Raw genomic sequence first — 17,818 nt, 5'->3', positions numbered from 1 at the left:
ATCTTTTTGAAGGTGTAAGCTCTTCGCTTTAAAAAGATTTCTCGCGTACGCTCGAGATGACAGTAGTATTTTTTAGCCTTAAATCCGGTACTTGTAAACTTACTTCAACTGGCTCAGTGCCTCACGGATGCGTGGGATCATGCCTTGAATATCTTCTAATGTGGAAGTACCAACCGACGCGCGGAACCACGTAACATCATCATCAGCACCAAAGGCAGAAAACGGTACCAATGCAACTTTAGCGGCTTTGATCAGATAGAAGTTAATATCGGCCGATGATTTTAATACATCGCCTTCGGGCGTGCTTTTACCAATGTAGTCTGCCTTAATAGTTAGGTAAATAGCGCCCATGGGTTCAATCGCATCAACTGCAAACCCCTCACTTTTTAATTGTTGAAAGCCCTGGTATAAAGTGTTAAGGCACTCCTGTATGCGGCCGCTAAAATTACTTAAGTAATTCTGCAGCTGCTCATCCTGCTGTATAAACTGGGCTGTTGCTACCTGCTCGGCTTTTGGCGCCCAGGCACCCATGTGGCCTACAATTGAGCGCATTTTGCCAATAATGTTTTCGGGACCGAAACCCCAGCCCACACGTACGCCGGTAGCTGCCAGGCATTTCGAAATGCCATCAATATAAACTACGTAGTCTTTTAGCTCGGGGCGTAACGTAACCGGGTCGTAATGCTTTTTGCCAAAGGTAAGCATAGCGTAAATTTGGTCGTACATAATGTACAAAGGTTTTTCGCCTGGCTGGCGGGTGGCATTTTCGGCAATTGCCAGGTCGCAAATCTCTTCCAGGTCGGTTTTTTCGAACATGGTGCCGGTAGGGTTCTGCGGCGAGCAAAGGCAAAGTAGCGTGGCACCTTTAATATGTGGCGCAATATCGGCAGCTTTAGGTAAAAAGTTATTTTCGGGATGTGTAATAACTGCAATTTCCTGCGCACCGGTAATGTGGCAATAATGGTTGTTGTTCCATGATGGTGCAGGGTAAATTACTTTGTCGCCAGCATCAACCAAAGCCAAAAAGGTGGAGTAAATTAACGGGCGAGAACCGCTGGATATCAATACCTCATTAGGCGTAACCTGTATGTTATGATGCTTGGCTAAAAATGCCGACACCTGTTTACGTAACTCTAATATGCCATCGGCAGGCGGATAATTGGTTTGGTTGTCCTGGTAAGCCTCAATAATACCCTCACGCAGTTCATCGGGTATGGGATAAATGTTCGGATCAAAATCGCCGATGGTTAGGTTGGCAATATTTTGCCCCTGGCGTTTCAATTCGTTTATCTCGTTTCCGATTTTTATAATTTCAGAACCCTTAAGGGTTTGCGCTAATACCGATACGCTCATAGTTGTTTGTTTATGAGCGGCAAAGATAGTGGTTTAGAGTGGAGAGTATAGAGTCAGGAATCAAGAGTTTTGTTAAAAGGTACCTTATCAGCAAATTGTTCTGCAACAAAAAAGGCGTCGAATAATCAACGCCTTCATATTAGTATTCTTGAGTTAAAAATTTATATTCCAACGCTTACTAAGCAATTGCCGGTTTGCGGAGGCGAATAATGCGCATATAGTGCATCACTTTCATCACTGGGTACACTGGGTCAATTTCAAACCAGCGGGCACCAAAGTTAGGGCTGTTAGGGCGTTTGTGGTGATTGTTCTGAAACAGCTCGCCCAGCATCAAAAAATCAAATGGCGTAGTGTTTTTTGACTTGTCGCCATTATCAAAGTTAGAGTAGCCATACTTGTGACCGCACCAGTTTACAATTGCGCCGTGTAACGGGCCCATAATAAAATGTAGGGGTAATAAAAGCCACATCCACCAAGCCGTAGCAAAAGCAGCGTAGAAAGCCACATACAGCAAACCAAACAAAATGCGGGTAACCGTATGGGAGCCGTAATAATCTAAAAAGCGCCACTCGGGGTAATTGCCTTTAAACTGAGCCTCAGGTTCACGAATTCTTTTCTCATAAATGCGGAAACTGATGGCGGTTTTATACATCATCTGAAATACATCGGTAAAAAAATGCGGCGAATGCGGGTCTTTCTCCGTGTCGCTGTAAGCGTGATGCTCGCGGTGCATAATAGCATACGCACGGGGGTTAAGGAACGATGACCCTTGGCAAATAAACGTTAGGGTATGAAAGATACGCTCGGTTACCTTAGGCGTGGTAAACATCTTATGAGCGGCGTACCGGTGTAAATAAAAGGTTTGAAAAAATAGAGATAAAAACCAGTGGGCAACAAAAAAAATAATAATAATCACGTTTCGAAAGGTATTATAGTACAGTACTATAAACAATATTTAATAGTAAAATTTGTTTGTGCAAAGGTAACATTTAAAATCTAAGATGTTAATAGTTATCCACAACAAAAGCTGGCCCGCTGTGTGGCCAGCCTTTTTTATGATATGCCCGTTACAATGTATAAGATACTTAAGCAGCCAAATTAATGTGCCAGAGCTGAGGGTTGTGCAACAAGGTTAAACTGCTCTGATAATAGTTTGTATGATTGCAAACGGTCGTCAAAATATTCAGCAATGGTAATAATAATTACTTCATCAACTGCGTAGGTTTCGGCCAGGCTGGTAATTTGAGCTTTCATCTTTTCGGGAGTGCCAACTATCATGCGCCTGCGGTTCATACGTATGCGTTCCTGATCTTGCGCAGTGTATACGGCATCCTTCACATCTTCATACGCTAGTGGATTGATCCCACCACCTTTTTCAAACTGGAGAAAACGGTAGTCCATTACCGCCTGGTGTTGCATTACCTTTTCTTCATCCTCCGAGCAAAAAGCAAAGATGGCCACATTGGCTTCTGGCTGTGCCTGATCTGGTGATGGCTGAAAACGGCTACGGTAAAGTTCTACTGCCTGGGCACCGCCTACAGGGTTTATAAAGTGGGCAAATGAAAAACCCATGCCGAAATGTGCGGCAAACAAACTGCTTTGTCCGCTCGAACTAAGCAGCCACATGCCCGGCACGGTATCAACCTGTGGTATGGCTCGTATTTTGGCTGCCACTGGTCCGGTTTCGGCGGCATCATGAAAATAGTTTTGCAAATCCATCAACTGTTCCACAAAGTCTTGCTCCCTAAACTGGTTTGATGGGTTAAGTACGGAAGCAGTAAGCCTGTCTGTACCCGGCGCGCGACCCATGCCCAAATCTATACGGCCCGGAAACATAGCTTCGAGCATACGGAAGTTTTCGGCCACCTTGAGGGCGCTGTGGTTAGGCAGCATCACACCGCCCGAGCCTAAGCGCAGGTTCTGTGTTTGTCCCGCCAGGTGCGCTATCAACACCTCGGGGGTAGAGCCGGCTAGGCTGCCGGTATTATGGTGTTCGGATACCCAAAAGCGGGTATAGCCTAATGTATCGGTTAGCTTTGCCAGTTCAACGGTTTCCTGCACTGCCTGGCTGGCACTTACTCCTTTGCGCACAGGCGATTGATCTAATACGCTTAAACGAATGTTATTCATATTGTTCTACAGCACAATAATCAGGCTATGCAGCGTACATGTCAGTGCAAAGTTTCATTTATGGCGTTAAGCTTACAAAAGCAAGGCGATGAGTAACGTGTTAACTTTGGGGTAAACATAACTTAACCCTTGCTTTAAAAATAGCTAAAAGGTAGCTATTTAGGCACAAAGCTTTTATAGCGAGTGTTTTATTGCTTAATTTTAAGTGTTTTTTATAAACCTATAAATAAGCAACACCAATTTAAGTAAGATGAATGATAAGATGAAGAGTCTCCGTATGCTTAATATGGTAGAGGAGATTGAAGATTATGCCATCTTACTTTTAGATGTAAACGGAAATATTGAGAACTGGAATAAAGGGGCGGCGCGCATTAAGGGATATAGTGCAGAAGAGGTTATCGGCAAGAGCTTCAGCATATTTCATACCCAAGCTGATAAGGCTATCAAAAAGCCCGAAATGCTCATTAGTGTTGCGCGTAACAAAGGCCAGGTTGTTGATGAAGGGTGGCGTGTGCGTAAAGATGGTTCCCGGTTTTGGGGAAGGATTACCATAGCTGCTATACACGACGAGCAGCGCAACGTAATTGGCTTTACCAAAATTACACGCGATTTAACAGAGAAAAAGCTGGCTGCCGAAGCTACAAGCCAGCATATGAATCAGCTGGAAATAAAAAATCAGGAACTGGAACAGTTTGTGTACATAGCATCACACGACTTACAGGAACCGCTTTTAACCATAAGTAATTTTATTGAGCTGCTAAAAGTAGAGTATGGTCATTTATACGATGACGATGCGCAATTGTATGTAGACTTTATTGAGGATGCGGCTCATCGGATGCGGTATCTGATTAAGGATTTGCTGGATTATTCACGAATTGGTAAAACCAAGCAAACAGAGTACATTAATTTAAACGAGCTGTTGCAACATATTGTTAATGATTTGGACGCTCGTATTTCGGCTACTGGCACGCAAATTATTTGCCAGGATCTGCCTGCTGTAAAAGGGTACCGTACAGAGTTAAGGCAGCTTTTTCAGAACCTGATTACCAACGCTATGAAGTTTTCGAAAAAAGACGTAAGTCCGGTTATCGAAATTGCAGGCAGCCGGGGCAACAGCGGTTGGGAGTTTATGGTTAAGGACAATGGCATTGGCATTGAGCCCCAACATACTGAAAAGATCTTTCTGATATTTCAGCGGTTGCATAACCGTGATGAATACCCGGGTAACGGTATAGGCTTGGCTAATTGTAAGAAAATAGCGGCTATGCATAATGGTGATATCTGGGTAGAATCGGTACCAGGCCAAGGAAGCAAATTTTATTTTACGGTAGATTTATAAATATAAAATGACAAAAATTAAGGATCTGGATTGTGTGCTGTTGATTGATGATGACAGACCTACAAACTTTCTGCACAAGAAAGTAATTGAAAAAACCGGTTTGGAAGTGGATGTGCAAGCTCTGACTTCAGCGAGCGATGCGCTTGAGTTTTTAACTTGCACCGGTAAATATGCCGGCACAACACCAGTGAACCACCCGGGTATCATTTTTTTGGACATAAACATGCCAGGTATGAATGGCTGGGAATTTATGGATGCTTACCGCGAGTTGAGCGAAAGCCAAAAGGCCCGTATAGTTGTTATCATGCTAACCACCTCGTTAAATGCTGATGACCGCGAACGCGCTATGCAGGATAAAGACATTGCCACGTTTTATCATAAGCCACTTCGTTCGCAAACGGTGTTGGATTTAGTAAACCAATATTTTCCAAGCAGTAATTAAACACATCACTAAAGCAAAAAAGACCATGTCATCATTCGCCATGGTCTTTTTTGCTTTACTGCGTTATTTGATACTGTATTCTACCAGTTTCGTATTAACAATTGTAACGCCTGCTATCGTGCTTACCTGTTCAATAAGTCCAATGCCTTTGGCATAATACAAATTATAAGTGAGAACGGTAGAGTAGCCTCCTGTGTCATACTGTAAATCGGCAGCGGTGTGTATCACATCTTTAAATGTTTTACCGTTTACGGTATGGCTTATGCCTTTTTCAACTACCTTACCTACTAAACGGCCAGGTATGTTATTAACCAAACCATTGTCGGTTATAGGTGCCGTCCAGGTTTCATTCACAGCCTTATTTTCATCTAAAAACGTTAATTCTGCAGTTATACCAACAACAGCATTAGTTGTCCTAAATCTGTAAACGCCGCCATCATTATTATAGAAACCTATGGTAGTGCCGTTGGCTTGCGAATCATTTATAGCTTCATAGTAAGTTTTTCTATTAATTTTAGAGGTGTTACCGGTAATAGTAACTGTGTTTACATCTACACTAGTTGCTAAAATATTATCGTATTTCCAAAAGCTGCCTTTGGTTAAGGGCTGGTAATCGCCTGCAGGTGTAGTACTAACAGAGCCGGTTAGTGGTTTGGTAGTTACCAAAGGGGTAATGGGAGCATCTTTTTGGCAAGCAGTTAAGAAAATGCTAAGTAAACAAAATAGCAACAAGAGCTTAAGCAAATATTTTTTCATGTGTAAGGAAAAAGTTGCTTTAAATATAGTTATTACATCACGCAACTTAAATTTTATCTTCTATGGTCATTCAATTGTTAATGCTGCTCTTGTTACTCCAAAATGCAAAGACTTCTTGTTATTTGGCTGCCGACTTAAAACGAGGTAAACAGATATTAAGTGAGATGCATGGTGTGCGTTTAAATAAGGGAGATGGAAAATACACTCTGGCGTTATTTGATCCATATGCCCGCTTAGCTTTAAATAGCATGACTTATTCTAACAAGAAAGTCGGCACAAATACTGTTACATCCTGGAAACGAATGGGGAAGCATTGCTTGGAGATTTACCAAATAGAAAGTGTAATACATGTGAATACCACAATTCTGTTAAGAATAAGCCCTGATGCTGCAAAATTAGATCAAGAGAGCTATCCTGTCAATGCCGATTTTCATTACCGAACATATATTATAAAGGATAGTAACAAACCCATTATGGTTTATACGCTTGCCGCAGAAGGTGAGCTGCTGGAGTACAAAGTAAGAAACCATTTAGTGCGCCCTGTGTATGAAGATGTTATTTTAGGGCAACCGATGCCTGCGATAAGCGATTTGCTAAAAATGATAAATAGACATTAATGCCGTAATTAACTGTATTAGGTTATCATATTCAAAACAACCGCTGCAGTTACAGAGCCTTTAGCCTTCAACTTTTTTAATCAAACCGCTTGTAAATTAATTGGATACTCGTATCTTTGCAGTCCCGAAATTACGGGGTATAGTAAACTGTTTAATATAATTTAATTCAAAGCAAGTGAATACGTTAAGTTACAAAACTGTCTCAGCCAACAAAAAGACCGTTAACAAACAATGGGTAGTTGTTGACGCACAAGGCGAGATTTTGGGGCGCTTGACCTCTAAGATTGCTGCAATCATCAGAGGTAAACACAAACCAGGCTTCACTCCAAACGTAGACTGCGGTGATAACGTGATCGTTATTAACGCAGACAAGGTAAAACTGACCGGAAACAAATTTGCCGACAAGCAATACGTTTCTTACACTGGTTATCCAGGTGGTCAGCGTTTCATTTCTCCTAAGGAGTTAATGGCTAAATTCCCCGAGCGCATTATTGAAAAAGCCGTTCGTGGTATGTTACCTAAAAATCGTTTGGGCCGTGCAATCTATGGTAACCTGCATGTATATGCCGGTGCCGAGCATCCTCATGCCGCACAAAACCCTACAACCATTAACTTTTAATTTTTTAAGGAGAAAAGAGAATGCCAACAACTAACACTTCAGGCAGAAGAAAAACAGCTGTTGCCCGCGTTTACTTAAACGATGGTAGCGGCGCCCTTACCGTTAACGGTAAAGATTACAAAGAGTATTTCCCAACCTTGCCATTGCAATACGTTGCAACCCAGTCTTTACTGGTATCTGGTTCAAGTGATAAATTTGACATCATTGCAAACGTTGCAGGTGGTGGCGTAAAAGGACAGGCTGAAGCCGTTCGTTTAGCTATCGCTAAAGCTATTGTTGAACTTGATGCTGAAAAGAAACCTGCATTGCGCGCCAAAGGTTTAATGACCCGTGACCCACGTATGGTGGAGCGTAAAAAACCAGGTCGTCGTAAAGCACGCAGAAGATTCCAATTCAGTAAACGTTAATTTTTAAGGAGGACACAACAATGGCAAGAACAACATATCAGGATTTACTGGATGCAGGTGTACACTTTGGTCACCTTACCCGCAAATGGGATCCGAAAATGGCGCAGTACATTTTCATGGAGCGCAACGGTATCCACATTATCGATTTAAATAAAACCTTAACCAAGGTTGAAGAGGCAGCTGCCGCTATAAAACAAATTGTAAAATCAGGCCGCAAGGTTTTGTTTGTTGCTACCAAGAAACAAGCAAAAGACATTGTAGCTGATTATGCAAAATCAGTAAACATGCCTTTCGTAACCGAGCGTTGGTTAGGTGGTATGTTAACTAACTTTGCTACCGTACGCAAGTCAATCAAAAAGATGTCAAACATCGATAAACTGACTAAAGACGGTACTTACAGCAACCTTTCTAAAAAAGAGCGTCTGATGATTCAGCGTGAGCGTATCAAACTGGAAACTTTATTAGGCGGTATTTCTGACCTGAACCGTTTACCTGCTGCGCTTTTCCTGATCGACGTTAAGAAAGAGCACATTGCTGTATCTGAGGCATTAAAGTTAAACATCCCAACCTTTGCAATGGTGGATACTAACTCTGATCCTTCAAACATCGATTTCCCTATCCCGGCTAACGATGATGCTACTAAATCAATTTCATTGGTTACCGGTATCATCATCCAGGCTATTCAGGAAGGTTTAGACGAGCGTAAACGTGAAAAAGATGACGAGGCTGAAAAAGAAGGTGCAGCAGCGAAAGCAAAAGCTGATGGTGGCGAAGCTACTGAAGGCGGTCGCCGTAGCAGAAGAGGTGCAGTAACAGCTGAAACTGATGCTGTAGAAGCAGCAGCTACCACTGAGGCGCCGGATAACGTTGCTGACAGTTCTGGCAGCGAAGGCCACGGAGCATAAGCTATAAGTTTAGAGTTGTGAGTTATATATTGCAGGTTACACTTGCAGTACATACTCACAACTTTATACATTTTAAATAAGATTAACCCTTTGTTGCGGGTTACTTAAAACTCACAACATACAACTCACAACATACAATGTCTACAGTACAAATTTCTGCATCAGACGTAAATAAACTGCGCCAGCAAACTGGTGCCGGTATGATGGACTGCAAAAAAGCGTTAACCGAAACTAACGGTGATTTTGAAGCAGCTATTGACTATTTGAGAAAAAAAGGCGCTAAAGTAGCGGCCAGCCGTCAGGACAGAGAATCAAACGAAGGCGTGGTTATTGCCCGTACTTCTGAAGATGGCAAAAAAGGTGTTATTGTTGAGCTAAACTGCGAAACTGACTTTGTTGCTAAAAACGCTGAGTTTATCGCTTTTGCTAACGCTATTGCTAACGTTGCTGTACAAGCCCTGCCTGCCACTGCCGAAGAAGTAAACGCTTTAGAGATTGATACCGAAGTTGGCCGTGTAACTGTTGGCGAAGCCATCACTACCATGACCGGTAAAATCGGCGAAAAAATCGGTGTATCTAAATATGCTGTTTTAGAAGGCGAAAAAATTGTTGCGTACATTCACGGTAACTTCCGTTTAGGTGTATTAGTAGGCTTAAGCGGCAATCCTGCCGGTGCCGACGAGGCTGGTAAAGATGTAGCTATGCAAATTGCTGCCATGAACCCAGTTGCTTTAGATAAAGGCGATGTTGACGCTACTACTGTAGAGCGCGAATTAGCAATTGCTAAAGATCAGATCCGTGCAGAAGGCAAACCAGAAGAAATGGTTGAAAAAATTGCTGCCGGTAAACTGAATAAGTTCTACAAAGACTCAACCCTGTTAAACCAGGACTTTGTAAAAGATTCATCAAAAAGCGTTGCTCAGTTTCTGAACACCGTTGATAAGGGCTTAACGGTTACTGCATTTAAGCGAGTAGCTTTAGGAGCTTAATTTATAATCCCCGCCTTTTTAAAGGCGGGGATTTTTTTTGCACTTTTATTTAATACAACCTTATGTTAACGGCTTTATACAATACCATTATTGTATCCAACGGTAACCTTACCGCAGGCAAAGCTGTTATTCTAAAAGCAGGCAAGATTGACGCCATCGTAAACGAAGCCGAAATTCCTGCTGATGCCGAGCGCATTAATTTAAATCTGGCTCTTCTTGCCCCCGGACTTATTGACCTGCAGATATACGGTGCGGGTGGCTCGCTTTTTGGTGGCCTTCCCAGTACTCAGGCCTTGCAGCAAATGGAAACCACCTTACTGCAACAGGGCTGTACCGGTTTTTTAGCCACCGTAGCTACCAATAGTGATGAGGTTGTGCTAAAGGCCATTGCAGCAGCAAAAGCCTACCGCCCCCAAAGCATAGGTAATTTTTTAGGCTTACACCTTGAAGGCCCTTACCTAAACGCAGCACGCAAAGGCGCACACCCGGCTAAGTACATTAAAAAGGCTACGCTTAATGAGGTAAAACATTGGATTGAACTTGCTAACGGCGAAATTAAAATGATAACCCTGGCACCCGAGTTACAGGACCAGGAAGTAATTGATTACCTGCACCAGCAAAATGTCATTCTGTCATCGGGCCATAGTGACGCTACCTATGCACAAGGCAAGGCATTTTTAAATAAGCCGGTACAAGCGGTAACCCATTTGTACAATGCTATGCCGCCCATGCACCATCGCGAGCCGGGTATCATTCCGGCTATATTTGAGGAACGGCCTTACACCAGTATAGTGGCCGATGGCATCCACGTGAATTTTACCATGATAGCCTTGGCCAAGCGCCAGCTGGGCAATAAGCTTTTTTTAATTACCGATGCCGTTACTGAAGCAACCGAAGGTACTTATCAGCACCAATTTACCGGCGACCGATATACGATGCCCGATGGTACCCTGTCGGGATCAGCATTAACGATGTTAAATGCCGTCAAAAACTGTGTAAACGAAGTTTGCATAGATATGCCTGAGGCTATCAACATGGCTACGTTATACCCCGCACAACTGGCAGCGCTAACAAGCAAAGGCAAAGTTGAGGCCGGATATGACGCAGATTTAATTATTTTTGACCCGGAATTTAATTTTTTATCATCAGTTCTGAACGGTACAATACACCATACAAACAAAATCAACCCCATAATATAAATCATTTATCTGCATGAAATATAACAGAGTATTACTGAAGCTAAGCGGCGAATCTTTAATGGGTGAGCGGCAATATGGTATTGATAATAACCGTGTATTGCAGTATGCACACGACATAAAAAGTGTGAGCGATGCTGGTATAGAAATTGCCATCGTAGTAGGCGGAGGTAACATTTTTAGAGGTTTAAGCGCCGAAAAATCGGGCATGGAGCGTGCGCAGGCCGATTATATGGGCATGCTGGCCACTGTAATTAACTGCATGGCCCTGCAAAGCGCCCTGGAAGGTATCGGTGTTGATACCCGTTTGCAATCGGCCATTAAAATGGAGCAGATATGTGAGCCTTACATCCGCCGTCGGGCCATGTCACACCTGGAGACAGGCAAAATTGTGATTTTTGGTGCCGGTACAGGTAACCCCTACTTTACAACCGATACAGCAGCATCATTACGCGCTATCGAAATTAAAGCCGATGTAGTGTTAAAAGGTACCCGTGTGGATGGCATTTATACCGCAGACCCGGAGAAAGATCCCACCGCTACGCGTTACGATGAAGTGAGCTTCCAGGAAGTATACAATAAAGGCTTGAATGTAATGGACATGACTGCCTTTACCCTTTGCCAGGAAAATAACCTGCCTATCATCGTGTTTGATATGAACAAGCCCGGCAACTTCATGAAAATAGCCCAGGGCGAGCAAGTTGGAACTCTGGTAAGATAATTTGGGGAGGTGAGACCCAAGGCCGGTAGTCAAGACGCTGTGCATGCTTTTTAAAATGTACAAAGTCTTGATTCTTGTTTTTTGGCTCTTGACTCTATTTTAATAACTTTGTACCTACAAAAACCAAAATAAAAATGAGCGAACTCATTAAAAAGCAACTGAATGACGCTAAGGCTTTGATGGATAAAGCAATTGATCATGCTGATAACGAGCTATCTAAAATACGTGCCAGCAAAGCAAGCCCAAGCATGCTTGATGGTATTACGGTTGATTATTATGGTACGCCAACTCCTTTAAGTCAGGTAGGTAGCGTAAATACACCTGATGCCCGTACGCTGGTTATACAGCCTTGGGAAAAAACACTGTTAGGTCCCATAGAAAAGGCAATCAAAGAATCAAGTTTGGGTTTAAACCCACAGAACGACGGTGTGATTATCCGCATCAACGTACCGCCGCTAACCGAAGAGCGCCGTCGTGAGTTGGTTAAGAAACTAAAAGGCGAGGCCGAATTTGGCAAGGTAGCCATCCGTAATATCCGTAAAGATATCAACGATAAAATTAAGAAGCTTAAATCGGAAGGTGTTTCGGAAGACGAAATTAAAACCGGCGAAGGCGAAGTTCAGAAATTGGTTGACACTTATATCATTAAGGTTGACCAGTTATCTGAAGCCAAAGAAAAAGACATCATGACGGTTTAATTCTTAAGTCAACGTCAAATTAAAGGGAATGAGTGCTTTGCATCATTCCCTTTTCTATTTTTGCACCCTGTTATCATGAAAATACTTTTGTCATACTTAACCAGATATCGCCTGGTTGTGCTGCTGGCCCTGTTGCTGGCTGCTTTCAATATCGGTTTCTCCCTGCTCGATCCTTACATAACCGGTCGTATTGTAGACCGTTTCATCGAAAAGAAAAATACCCTTACACATGATCAGTTTGTGTGGGGTGTGCTGACATGGGTTGGTTTGGCTGTTGGTGCAGCCATGGTATCGCGTATAGCCAAAAACTTTCAGGATTACTTTACCAACATTATTACCCAAAAGGTAGGTGCCAACATGTATGCTGATGGGTTAAAGCACTCGTTGGAATTGCCTTACCAGGTATTTGAAGATCAGCGCAGTGGTGAAACGCTGGGCATACTGCAAAAAGTGCGGCTGGATAGCGAAAAGTTTATCACTTCCTTTATCAGCGTGTTATTTGTGAGCTTGGTGGGTATGGTGTTTGTTATTGTGTATTCTTTTAACGTAAGTTATAAAGTAACGCTGGTTTATTTCTGTGCCATACCGGTAATTGCATTTGTGAGCACCGCGCTAAGTAAGCGCATCAAAAATATACAACGTAAAATAGTGGGCGAAACCACAGCTTTGGCCGGTTCAACTACAGAGTCGTTAAGGAATATTGAGTTGGTAAAAAGCCTAGGCCTGGTTAGCCAGGAAATTGAAAGGCTAAATAAAACTACCTACAAGATACTCGATCTTGAACTGAAAAAAGTAAAGTATGTGCGCAGCATGAGCTTTGTGCAGGGTACCACGGTTAACCTGGTACGCAGTATCATGATTGTTGTATTGTTATTGCTCATTTTTAAAGGGACCATTTCGGCAGGGCAGTATTTTACATTCCTGTTTTACTCGTTCTTTTTGTTCAATCCTCTGCAGGAACTGGGCAACGTGATCTTGTCATGGCGCGAGGCACAAATATCGTTGGCTAATTTTGAACGTATCATTAGCACCCCGGTAGATAAAAAGCCTGAAAAACCGGTAATGCTCGAAAAGGTGCAGGATTTAACCTTTTTCAACGTTAGCTTTAAACACTTAACGGCTAACCGTAATGCACTTAATCATATAAGCTTTGATGTAAGAACCGGTAGTACCATTGCTTTTGTTGGTCCATCAGGTTCGGGTAAAACTACTTTGGTTAAGCTGCTTGTGGGGCTTTACCAGCCTTTACAGGGCGATGTATTGTACAACGGTGTGCTTAGCAAAGAAATTGATCTAGACCGCCTGCGCGAGAAGATTGGCTTTGTAACCCAGGATACGCAGCTCTTTTCGGGAACCATCCGTGAGAACCTGCAATTTGTGCGCCCCGGCGCTACTGATGAGGAATGTATGCACGTATTGCACCGCGCGGCCTGCCAAAGCTTGCTGGCCCGTGCCGATAAAGGTTTAGATACTGTAATTGGCGAAGGCGGCGTAAAAGTGTCAGGTGGCGAGAAGCAACGCCTGTCTATTGCACGCGCTTTACTACGCCGGCCCGATATACTCGTGTTTGATGAGGCTACTTCAGCGTTAGATTCTTTAACCGAAGAAGAGATCACTGAAACTATTAAAGACGTTTCAGAAGATCAGGATCACATTACCATATTAATTGCCCACCGCTTAAGCACCATTATGCATGCTGATAAGATTTATGTGCTCGAAAAAGGCAACATTATTGAAGAGGGCAAGCATATCGATCTGATTACCCAAAAGGGCTTGTATTACGCCATGTGGAGGCAGCAAATAGGAGAGAAGCACAGCATAGATGCTTAGGTTCCTTTACCGCTCAAAAGAGACGATTGAAGCGATTGGTATCCCAATCGGTATCCATTGCTCAAAGTTGAATGAATAAGTAACGTTAAATCTATCCTGTCATTGTAGAAAGCGTCAGCGATGTGGCAATCTGTTAGGAGTACCGGTAAAAGATGTGGTACCCATAGGCTTGCCGTTGCGCCCGATGACAATAAAACTTATGCTTAGCCCGTAACTTAAAAACTGGTCTTAAATCTGGTGACGCCCTAATCTTGGCTTTAAACCTATTGGTTTCCTAATATGACCGGCGTTTTGCCGTTGCCCATAATAATCACCTTGGCATTTTGCGATAGGGCAATTTCTTTTTGCGCTTTTATACTTTCGTATTGCAGCTGCTTGTCGGATAGGCCGGTAGAGAGAATGCGCTGGTAATCGGCAATGCCCTGGGCTTCTACGCGCTTGCGCTCAGCTTCTTGCCGCTCTTTCTGTAGTACGAACTGCATTTTTTGAGCTTCCTGTTCCGCGTTAATTTTTGATTCGATACTGGCTTTTACCGAAGCTGGCAAACTGATGTTTCGCACTAATATTTGCTGTAGTTCCATGCCATTTTTGGCAAAGTTGCTGGCTATATACTTATAAATACGGCTCTGGAATTCGTCGCGCTTGGTGGAGTACAAATCTACTGCCTGGTAATTTACGGCGTTATCGCGTATGGCGGTGCGGGCCACCGGGCGCACAATTTTATCAATATAATCAACTCCAATGTTTTGGTAAATGAAAGGAGCTTTGTTTTTATCAACCCTGAATAACACCGAAAGATCAATGGTTACTTCCAAACCGTCAGAGCATAACACCCGAATGGCATCATCGCCCGATACGTCGCCCTCACTGTGTATGGCGCTCATGGTGTAGTTTTGGGTTTGGATGTTGAATGGCGTAACATCAACCAGCGGATTGATGACATGCAAACCGCTTTCGAGTACGTTGTTTTGCACTTTACCAAAAAGGGTTTGCACACCTGCTTTCCCCGGCGGTATAGTTTTAAATGCCGACAGTATTATGCCCAGCACTATAACTACTATACCTACAGTAGTAGCCACGCCGCCATAACGGCTGCCTGCCGAGGCCGAACGTTTTAAAACGGTACCTGCCACTAAAATTAAAACACCCAGGAAAATGAGTATCATCTGTTTATTTTTTTACAGGTCTTTCCATAGCCTTTACCTGCTTTAGCAATCGTACTTTTAAAAATATAAATAAGGCTGCTATTAATATACCGGCTGCTACAAAAATATATTGCTGATGCGTAAAGCCCCAATAGGCCATGTACAGGCTTATAAATATACCTATATTGTATACCACGCTCAAAAACATTTTAAACCCCATAGCTTAGTATACGCTAATAGTGGGGTCAATTTGGTCGGCCCAGGCCAGTATGCCGCCTTGCAGGTTGTATAGGTTGGTATAGCCTTGTTGTTCTAACTGCATAATTGCCATAGCACTACGTTTGCCACTGCGGCACATTACCACTACAGGTTTATCTTTACTTATTTTATCGGTTTCAATTAAAATACCGCCCAATGGGATGTTTTCACCTTCCAGGTTCGACATTTGGTACTCAAAATCTTCACGTACATCTACCAGCTGAAAATCTTCGCCGTTTTCTTTCATTCTTTTCAGCTCTTCAACAGTTATTTCTTTCATGGTTTGTTTTAAATTATAGGTCAAAGGTAGTTTTTTAATCTATAAATATTCAGTCGGATTAGTGTAACAATCAGTACCTAACGGCGTTTTACTTACAGGTTAACCATTATTTTTGTAGTTTAGTAATTGATGAGAAAAGTTACCCGTTTCTTTTGGTTCTGTTCGGGAGCGCATATCGAAACCCTGAAAAAATATCCCATTGAGCACAATAAGTATGTGGGCATTGGGGCCACTATATTTTTTACTGCCTTGTTTGCCAGCTTATCGGGCGGCTATGCCATGTACTTTGTATTTAGCGGCAATCCTATTGCACCGGTGTTTGCTATACTGTTTGGTTTAATATGGGGTTTGGCCATTTTTAATATGGACCGCTACATTGTATCCAGCATTAACAAGCAGGGCAGCACTAACCAGCAGATATTGCAGGCCACTCCGCGTATTTTACTGGCTATTATGATTGGTATGGTTATCTCTCGTCCGCTTGAGTTAAAGATATTTGATAAAGAGATCCGTAACAAGCTAAAAGATGCTTACCTCAAAGGTCAGAACCGCAAGATAGACACCCTGCAAAAAACCTATGGCCAAAAATATGCCATGGAGCTGGCTAAAAACAACGATCTGAAAAAGGAAAAAGATTCGTTAGAGCGCGACATTAACCGCTCGCGAGTACAACTGAACCAGGAAGTTTTTGGCGATAAAACCAATCAAACCTCCGGCATTACCGGCTACGGCACTTATGCCAAGCAAAAGGAATCGATACTGTTAGAAAAGCAGAACCGCTTAAAAACAGTGACCGACGATTTGAACCGGATGGAACAGTACCTGGGCCAGCGAAAGGATTATGAAGGCCTGAACAGTACCCGCCTGTTTACCAATTTTCAGTTAGATAGCCTGGCTAATGTGGCCGGTTTTGCCGACCGAAATTGGGCATTGGGTCAGCTGTCTTTCAGGCAGGATGGCACTAAGGATTTGGATACCTATCTGGCGCAATCATTTATCGGTTACCTATTCATCTTGTTTGAATGCTTGCCGGTATTTGTGAAGCTGATGACCCCTAAAGGCCCGTATGATGTGGCACTTGCACAAATGACGGAGGCCAATATCCACTTTGCCGAACGCGATAAAGACCGCGAAATTACCGTTACTGATAATGTTTACGATCACCAGGTGGATGCTGATATTCAGAAGAAGAAAAAGATTATATCTGCCCAATCTAATTATGACTTTGAGCGGCACAGCTATGAGTAGGCTTTAACAGGACTTACCCGTTAACACTTTGCCATAGCTTAACCGCTTCTACCGCCGGCTTCACATCATGCACACGCAAAATATTGGCACCTTTACCTAAGGCAATGGTGTTTAAAACTGTTGTGCCATTTAACGCATCAGCAGCCGTAGTTCCTAATAAGCCATAAATCATGCGCTTGCGCGATATACCTACCAGCACCGGCAGTTTCAGCATGGCAAACTCCTGTAATCGGTTTATAAGCGTATAGCTATGTTCGGCAGTTTTGGCAAATCCAAAGCCCGGATCTAAAAGTACGTCATGTACGCCTAACAGCTTGAGCTCAGTATAACGCTGTACAAAATAATCGAACACCTCACTAAAAACATCGTCATATTGAGCCTGCTGCGTCATGTTTTGCGGTGTACCTTTCATGTGCATTAAAATATAAGGCACCTGTAGCCGGGCAACAGTATTAAACATTTGCTCATCGAGCTGCCCGCCGCTAATATCATTAATAATATGAGCGCCCGCTTTAATAGCAGCCTCCGCTACCCCTGCCCTGAACGTATCTATGGATAAAACAGCATCCGGATAAGTTTTTACTATCGCTTCTACTACTGGCAGCAGCCTGTCTGTTTCTTCCTGTACGTCTATATCCGTTGCACCGGGGCGCGATGAATAAGCGCCCAAATCCAATAGCGCGGCACCATCGGCAAGCATTTGGCCTGCCTGTTGCAGTGCATCACCAAGGGCGGGCTTACGACTGCCGGCAAAAAAGGAATCGGGCGTTAAGTTAATAATGCCCATTACTTGTGGTTTACCTAAATCAAGCACCCTGCCGCCAGCATTTAGCGTTGCCTTTTTACGAAAAACTGTATCTTTAGCCATTTACTAACGGCTTTTAA

At 43.1% G+C, this 17,818-nt stretch carries 20 protein-coding genes; 12 read left to right on the top strand and 8 right to left on the bottom strand.

The window, feature by feature from the left end:
• Positions 1–99: 99 nt before the first annotated feature.
• The 3 genes from ABDD95_RS21890 to ABDD95_RS21880 all read right to left on the bottom strand — a co-directional run bounded on the left by ABDD95_RS21890 (position 100) and on the right by ABDD95_RS21880 (position 3,483).
• On the bottom strand, positions 100–1,353 hold the full coding sequence (locus ABDD95_RS21890) for an aminotransferase class I/II-fold pyridoxal phosphate-dependent enzyme (RefSeq protein WP_345949492.1): 1,254 nt from the start codon (positions 1,351–1,353) through the stop codon (positions 100–102).
• Positions 1,354–1,531: 178 nt separating this feature from the next.
• Positions 1,532–2,269 carry an acyl-CoA desaturase gene (locus ABDD95_RS21885; protein WP_345949491.1) on the bottom strand — a complete coding sequence of 246 codons (738 nt, stop codon included), beginning with the start codon at positions 2,267–2,269 and terminating at the stop codon, positions 1,532–1,534.
• Positions 2,270–2,451: 182 nt separating this feature from the next.
• Complete coding sequence (locus tag ABDD95_RS21880; protein ID WP_345949490.1) at positions 2,452–3,483, bottom strand: LLM class flavin-dependent oxidoreductase; 1,032 nt, start codon at positions 3,481–3,483, stop codon at positions 2,452–2,454.
• Positions 3,484–3,733: 250 nt separating this feature from the next.
• Between ABDD95_RS21880 and ABDD95_RS21875 the strand changes: the two genes are divergently transcribed.
• On the top strand, positions 3,734–4,822 hold the full coding sequence (locus tag ABDD95_RS21875; protein WP_345949489.1) for an ATP-binding protein: 1,089 nt from the start codon (positions 3,734–3,736) through the stop codon (positions 4,820–4,822).
• A 7-nt stretch (positions 4,823–4,829) separates the two neighbouring features.
• On the top strand, positions 4,830–5,264 hold the full coding sequence (locus ABDD95_RS21870) for a response regulator (protein ID WP_345949488.1): 435 nt from the start codon (positions 4,830–4,832) through the stop codon (positions 5,262–5,264).
• Positions 5,265–5,327: 63 nt separating this feature from the next.
• On the opposite strand, the gene ABDD95_RS21865 is transcribed toward ABDD95_RS21870, so the two are convergent.
• Positions 5,328–6,020, bottom strand: coding sequence for a hypothetical protein (locus ABDD95_RS21865; protein WP_345949487.1), 693 nt, complete (start codon positions 6,018–6,020; stop codon positions 5,328–5,330).
• 62 nt (positions 6,021–6,082) lie between these two features.
• Between ABDD95_RS21865 and ABDD95_RS21860 the strand changes: the two genes are divergently transcribed.
• The 9 genes from ABDD95_RS21860 to ABDD95_RS21820 all read left to right on the top strand — a co-directional run bounded on the left by ABDD95_RS21860 (position 6,083) and on the right by ABDD95_RS21820 (position 14,002).
• Positions 6,083–6,637, top strand: coding sequence for a hypothetical protein (locus ABDD95_RS21860; RefSeq protein WP_345949486.1), 555 nt, complete (start codon positions 6,083–6,085; stop codon positions 6,635–6,637).
• A 175-nt stretch (positions 6,638–6,812) separates the two neighbouring features.
• Positions 6,813–7,256, top strand: coding sequence for a 50S ribosomal protein L13 (gene rplM, locus ABDD95_RS21855; RefSeq protein ID WP_345949485.1), 444 nt, complete (start codon positions 6,813–6,815; stop codon positions 7,254–7,256).
• A gap of 20 nt (positions 7,257–7,276) precedes the next feature.
• The gene (gene rpsI / locus ABDD95_RS21850; RefSeq protein WP_345949484.1) at positions 7,277–7,663 is read left to right on the top strand and encodes a 30S ribosomal protein S9; all 387 of its coding nucleotides are present in this window, start codon (positions 7,277–7,279) and stop codon (positions 7,661–7,663) included.
• 20 nt (positions 7,664–7,683) lie between these two features.
• Positions 7,684–8,568 (top strand): 30S ribosomal protein S2, encoded by an 885-nt coding sequence (gene rpsB / locus ABDD95_RS21845; protein ID WP_345949483.1) that lies wholly within the window; start codon positions 7,684–7,686, stop codon positions 8,566–8,568.
• A gap of 137 nt (positions 8,569–8,705) precedes the next feature.
• Positions 8,706–9,557, top strand: a complete 852-nt coding sequence (tsf, locus tag ABDD95_RS21840; protein WP_345949482.1) for a translation elongation factor Ts — start codon at positions 8,706–8,708, stop codon at positions 9,555–9,557.
• A gap of 62 nt (positions 9,558–9,619) precedes the next feature.
• Complete coding sequence (gene nagA / locus ABDD95_RS21835; protein ID WP_345949481.1) at positions 9,620–10,756, top strand: N-acetylglucosamine-6-phosphate deacetylase; 1,137 nt, start codon at positions 9,620–9,622, stop codon at positions 10,754–10,756.
• Positions 10,757–10,769: 13 nt separating this feature from the next.
• Positions 10,770–11,474, top strand: a complete 705-nt coding sequence (pyrH, locus tag ABDD95_RS21830) for a UMP kinase (RefSeq protein WP_345949480.1) — start codon at positions 10,770–10,772, stop codon at positions 11,472–11,474.
• Positions 11,475–11,608: 134 nt separating this feature from the next.
• The gene (gene frr / locus ABDD95_RS21825) at positions 11,609–12,172 is read left to right on the top strand and encodes a ribosome recycling factor (protein ID WP_345949479.1); all 564 of its coding nucleotides are present in this window, start codon (positions 11,609–11,611) and stop codon (positions 12,170–12,172) included.
• A gap of 75 nt (positions 12,173–12,247) precedes the next feature.
• A complete protein-coding gene (locus ABDD95_RS21820) occupies positions 12,248–14,002 on the top strand; it encodes an ABC transporter ATP-binding protein (protein ID WP_345949478.1) in 1,755 nt (584 codons plus the stop codon).
• A gap of 263 nt (positions 14,003–14,265) precedes the next feature.
• Here the strand turns inward: ABDD95_RS21820 and ABDD95_RS21815 are convergent, their stop codons facing one another.
• The 3 genes from ABDD95_RS21815 to ABDD95_RS21805 are packed head-to-tail and all read right to left on the bottom strand — an operon-like array spanning position 14,266 to position 15,685.
• The gene (locus tag ABDD95_RS21815; RefSeq protein WP_345949477.1) at positions 14,266–15,168 is read right to left on the bottom strand and encodes a prohibitin family protein; all 903 of its coding nucleotides are present in this window, start codon (positions 15,166–15,168) and stop codon (positions 14,266–14,268) included.
• 4 nt (positions 15,169–15,172) lie between these two features.
• On the bottom strand, positions 15,173–15,367 hold the full coding sequence (locus ABDD95_RS21810) for a DUF6358 family protein (protein WP_345949476.1): 195 nt from the start codon (positions 15,365–15,367) through the stop codon (positions 15,173–15,175).
• A gap of 3 nt (positions 15,368–15,370) precedes the next feature.
• A complete protein-coding gene (locus tag ABDD95_RS21805) occupies positions 15,371–15,685 on the bottom strand; it encodes a rhodanese-like domain-containing protein (RefSeq protein ID WP_345949475.1) in 315 nt (104 codons plus the stop codon).
• 129 nt (positions 15,686–15,814) lie between these two features.
• On the opposite strand from ABDD95_RS21805, the gene ABDD95_RS21800 reads away from it, so the two are divergent.
• On the top strand, positions 15,815–16,933 hold the full coding sequence (locus ABDD95_RS21800) for a DUF4407 domain-containing protein (RefSeq protein ID WP_345949474.1): 1,119 nt from the start codon (positions 15,815–15,817) through the stop codon (positions 16,931–16,933).
• A gap of 13 nt (positions 16,934–16,946) precedes the next feature.
• Here ABDD95_RS21800 and folP read toward each other — a convergent pair whose 3' ends face one another.
• Positions 16,947–17,801, bottom strand: a complete 855-nt coding sequence (folP, locus tag ABDD95_RS21795) for a dihydropteroate synthase (protein WP_345949473.1) — start codon at positions 17,799–17,801, stop codon at positions 16,947–16,949.
• Positions 17,802–17,818: the final 17 nt, after the last annotated feature.

It is taken from the genome of Mucilaginibacter sp. PAMB04274 (assembly GCF_039634385.2).
Classification (GTDB): domain Bacteria; phylum Bacteroidota; class Bacteroidia; order Sphingobacteriales; family Sphingobacteriaceae; genus Mucilaginibacter.
The sequence above is the reverse complement of the archived record's forward strand: the minus strand, read 5'-3'. Positions and strand labels throughout refer to the sequence as shown.

Coding starts and splice junctions, on each gene's coding strand:
- nagA (WP_345949481.1), top strand. CDS start 9,620: ATGTTAACGGCTTTATACAATACCATTATTGTATCCAACGGTAACCTT.
- folP (WP_345949473.1), bottom strand. CDS start 17,801: ATGGCTAAAGATACAGTTTTTCGTAAAAAGGCAACGCTAAATGCTGGC.
- pyrH (WP_345949480.1), top strand. CDS start 10,770: ATGAAATATAACAGAGTATTACTGAAGCTAAGCGGCGAATCTTTAATG.
- ABDD95_RS21810 (WP_345949476.1), bottom strand. CDS start 15,367: ATGGGGTTTAAAATGTTTTTGAGCGTGGTATACAATATAGGTATATTT.
- tsf (WP_345949482.1), top strand. CDS start 8,706: ATGTCTACAGTACAAATTTCTGCATCAGACGTAAATAAACTGCGCCAG.
- rpsB (WP_345949483.1), top strand. CDS start 7,684: ATGGCAAGAACAACATATCAGGATTTACTGGATGCAGGTGTACACTTT.
- ABDD95_RS21865 (WP_345949487.1), bottom strand. CDS start 6,020: ATGAAAAAATATTTGCTTAAGCTCTTGTTGCTATTTTGTTTACTTAGC.
- ABDD95_RS21800 (WP_345949474.1), top strand. CDS start 15,815: ATGAGAAAAGTTACCCGTTTCTTTTGGTTCTGTTCGGGAGCGCATATC.
- ABDD95_RS21805 (WP_345949475.1), bottom strand. CDS start 15,685: ATGAAAGAAATAACTGTTGAAGAGCTGAAAAGAATGAAAGAAAACGGC.
- rpsI (WP_345949484.1), top strand. CDS start 7,277: ATGCCAACAACTAACACTTCAGGCAGAAGAAAAACAGCTGTTGCCCGC.
- ABDD95_RS21815 (WP_345949477.1), bottom strand. CDS start 15,168: ATGATACTCATTTTCCTGGGTGTTTTAATTTTAGTGGCAGGTACCGTT.
- ABDD95_RS21870 (WP_345949488.1), top strand. CDS start 4,830: ATGACAAAAATTAAGGATCTGGATTGTGTGCTGTTGATTGATGATGAC.
- ABDD95_RS21860 (WP_345949486.1), top strand. CDS start 6,083: ATGGTCATTCAATTGTTAATGCTGCTCTTGTTACTCCAAAATGCAAAG.
- ABDD95_RS21890 (WP_345949492.1), bottom strand. CDS start 1,353: ATGAGCGTATCGGTATTAGCGCAAACCCTTAAGGGTTCTGAAATTATA.
- ABDD95_RS21875 (WP_345949489.1), top strand. CDS start 3,734: ATGAATGATAAGATGAAGAGTCTCCGTATGCTTAATATGGTAGAGGAG.
- frr (WP_345949479.1), top strand. CDS start 11,609: ATGAGCGAACTCATTAAAAAGCAACTGAATGACGCTAAGGCTTTGATG.
- ABDD95_RS21880 (WP_345949490.1), bottom strand. CDS start 3,483: ATGAATAACATTCGTTTAAGCGTATTAGATCAATCGCCTGTGCGCAAA.
- ABDD95_RS21820 (WP_345949478.1), top strand. CDS start 12,248: ATGAAAATACTTTTGTCATACTTAACCAGATATCGCCTGGTTGTGCTG.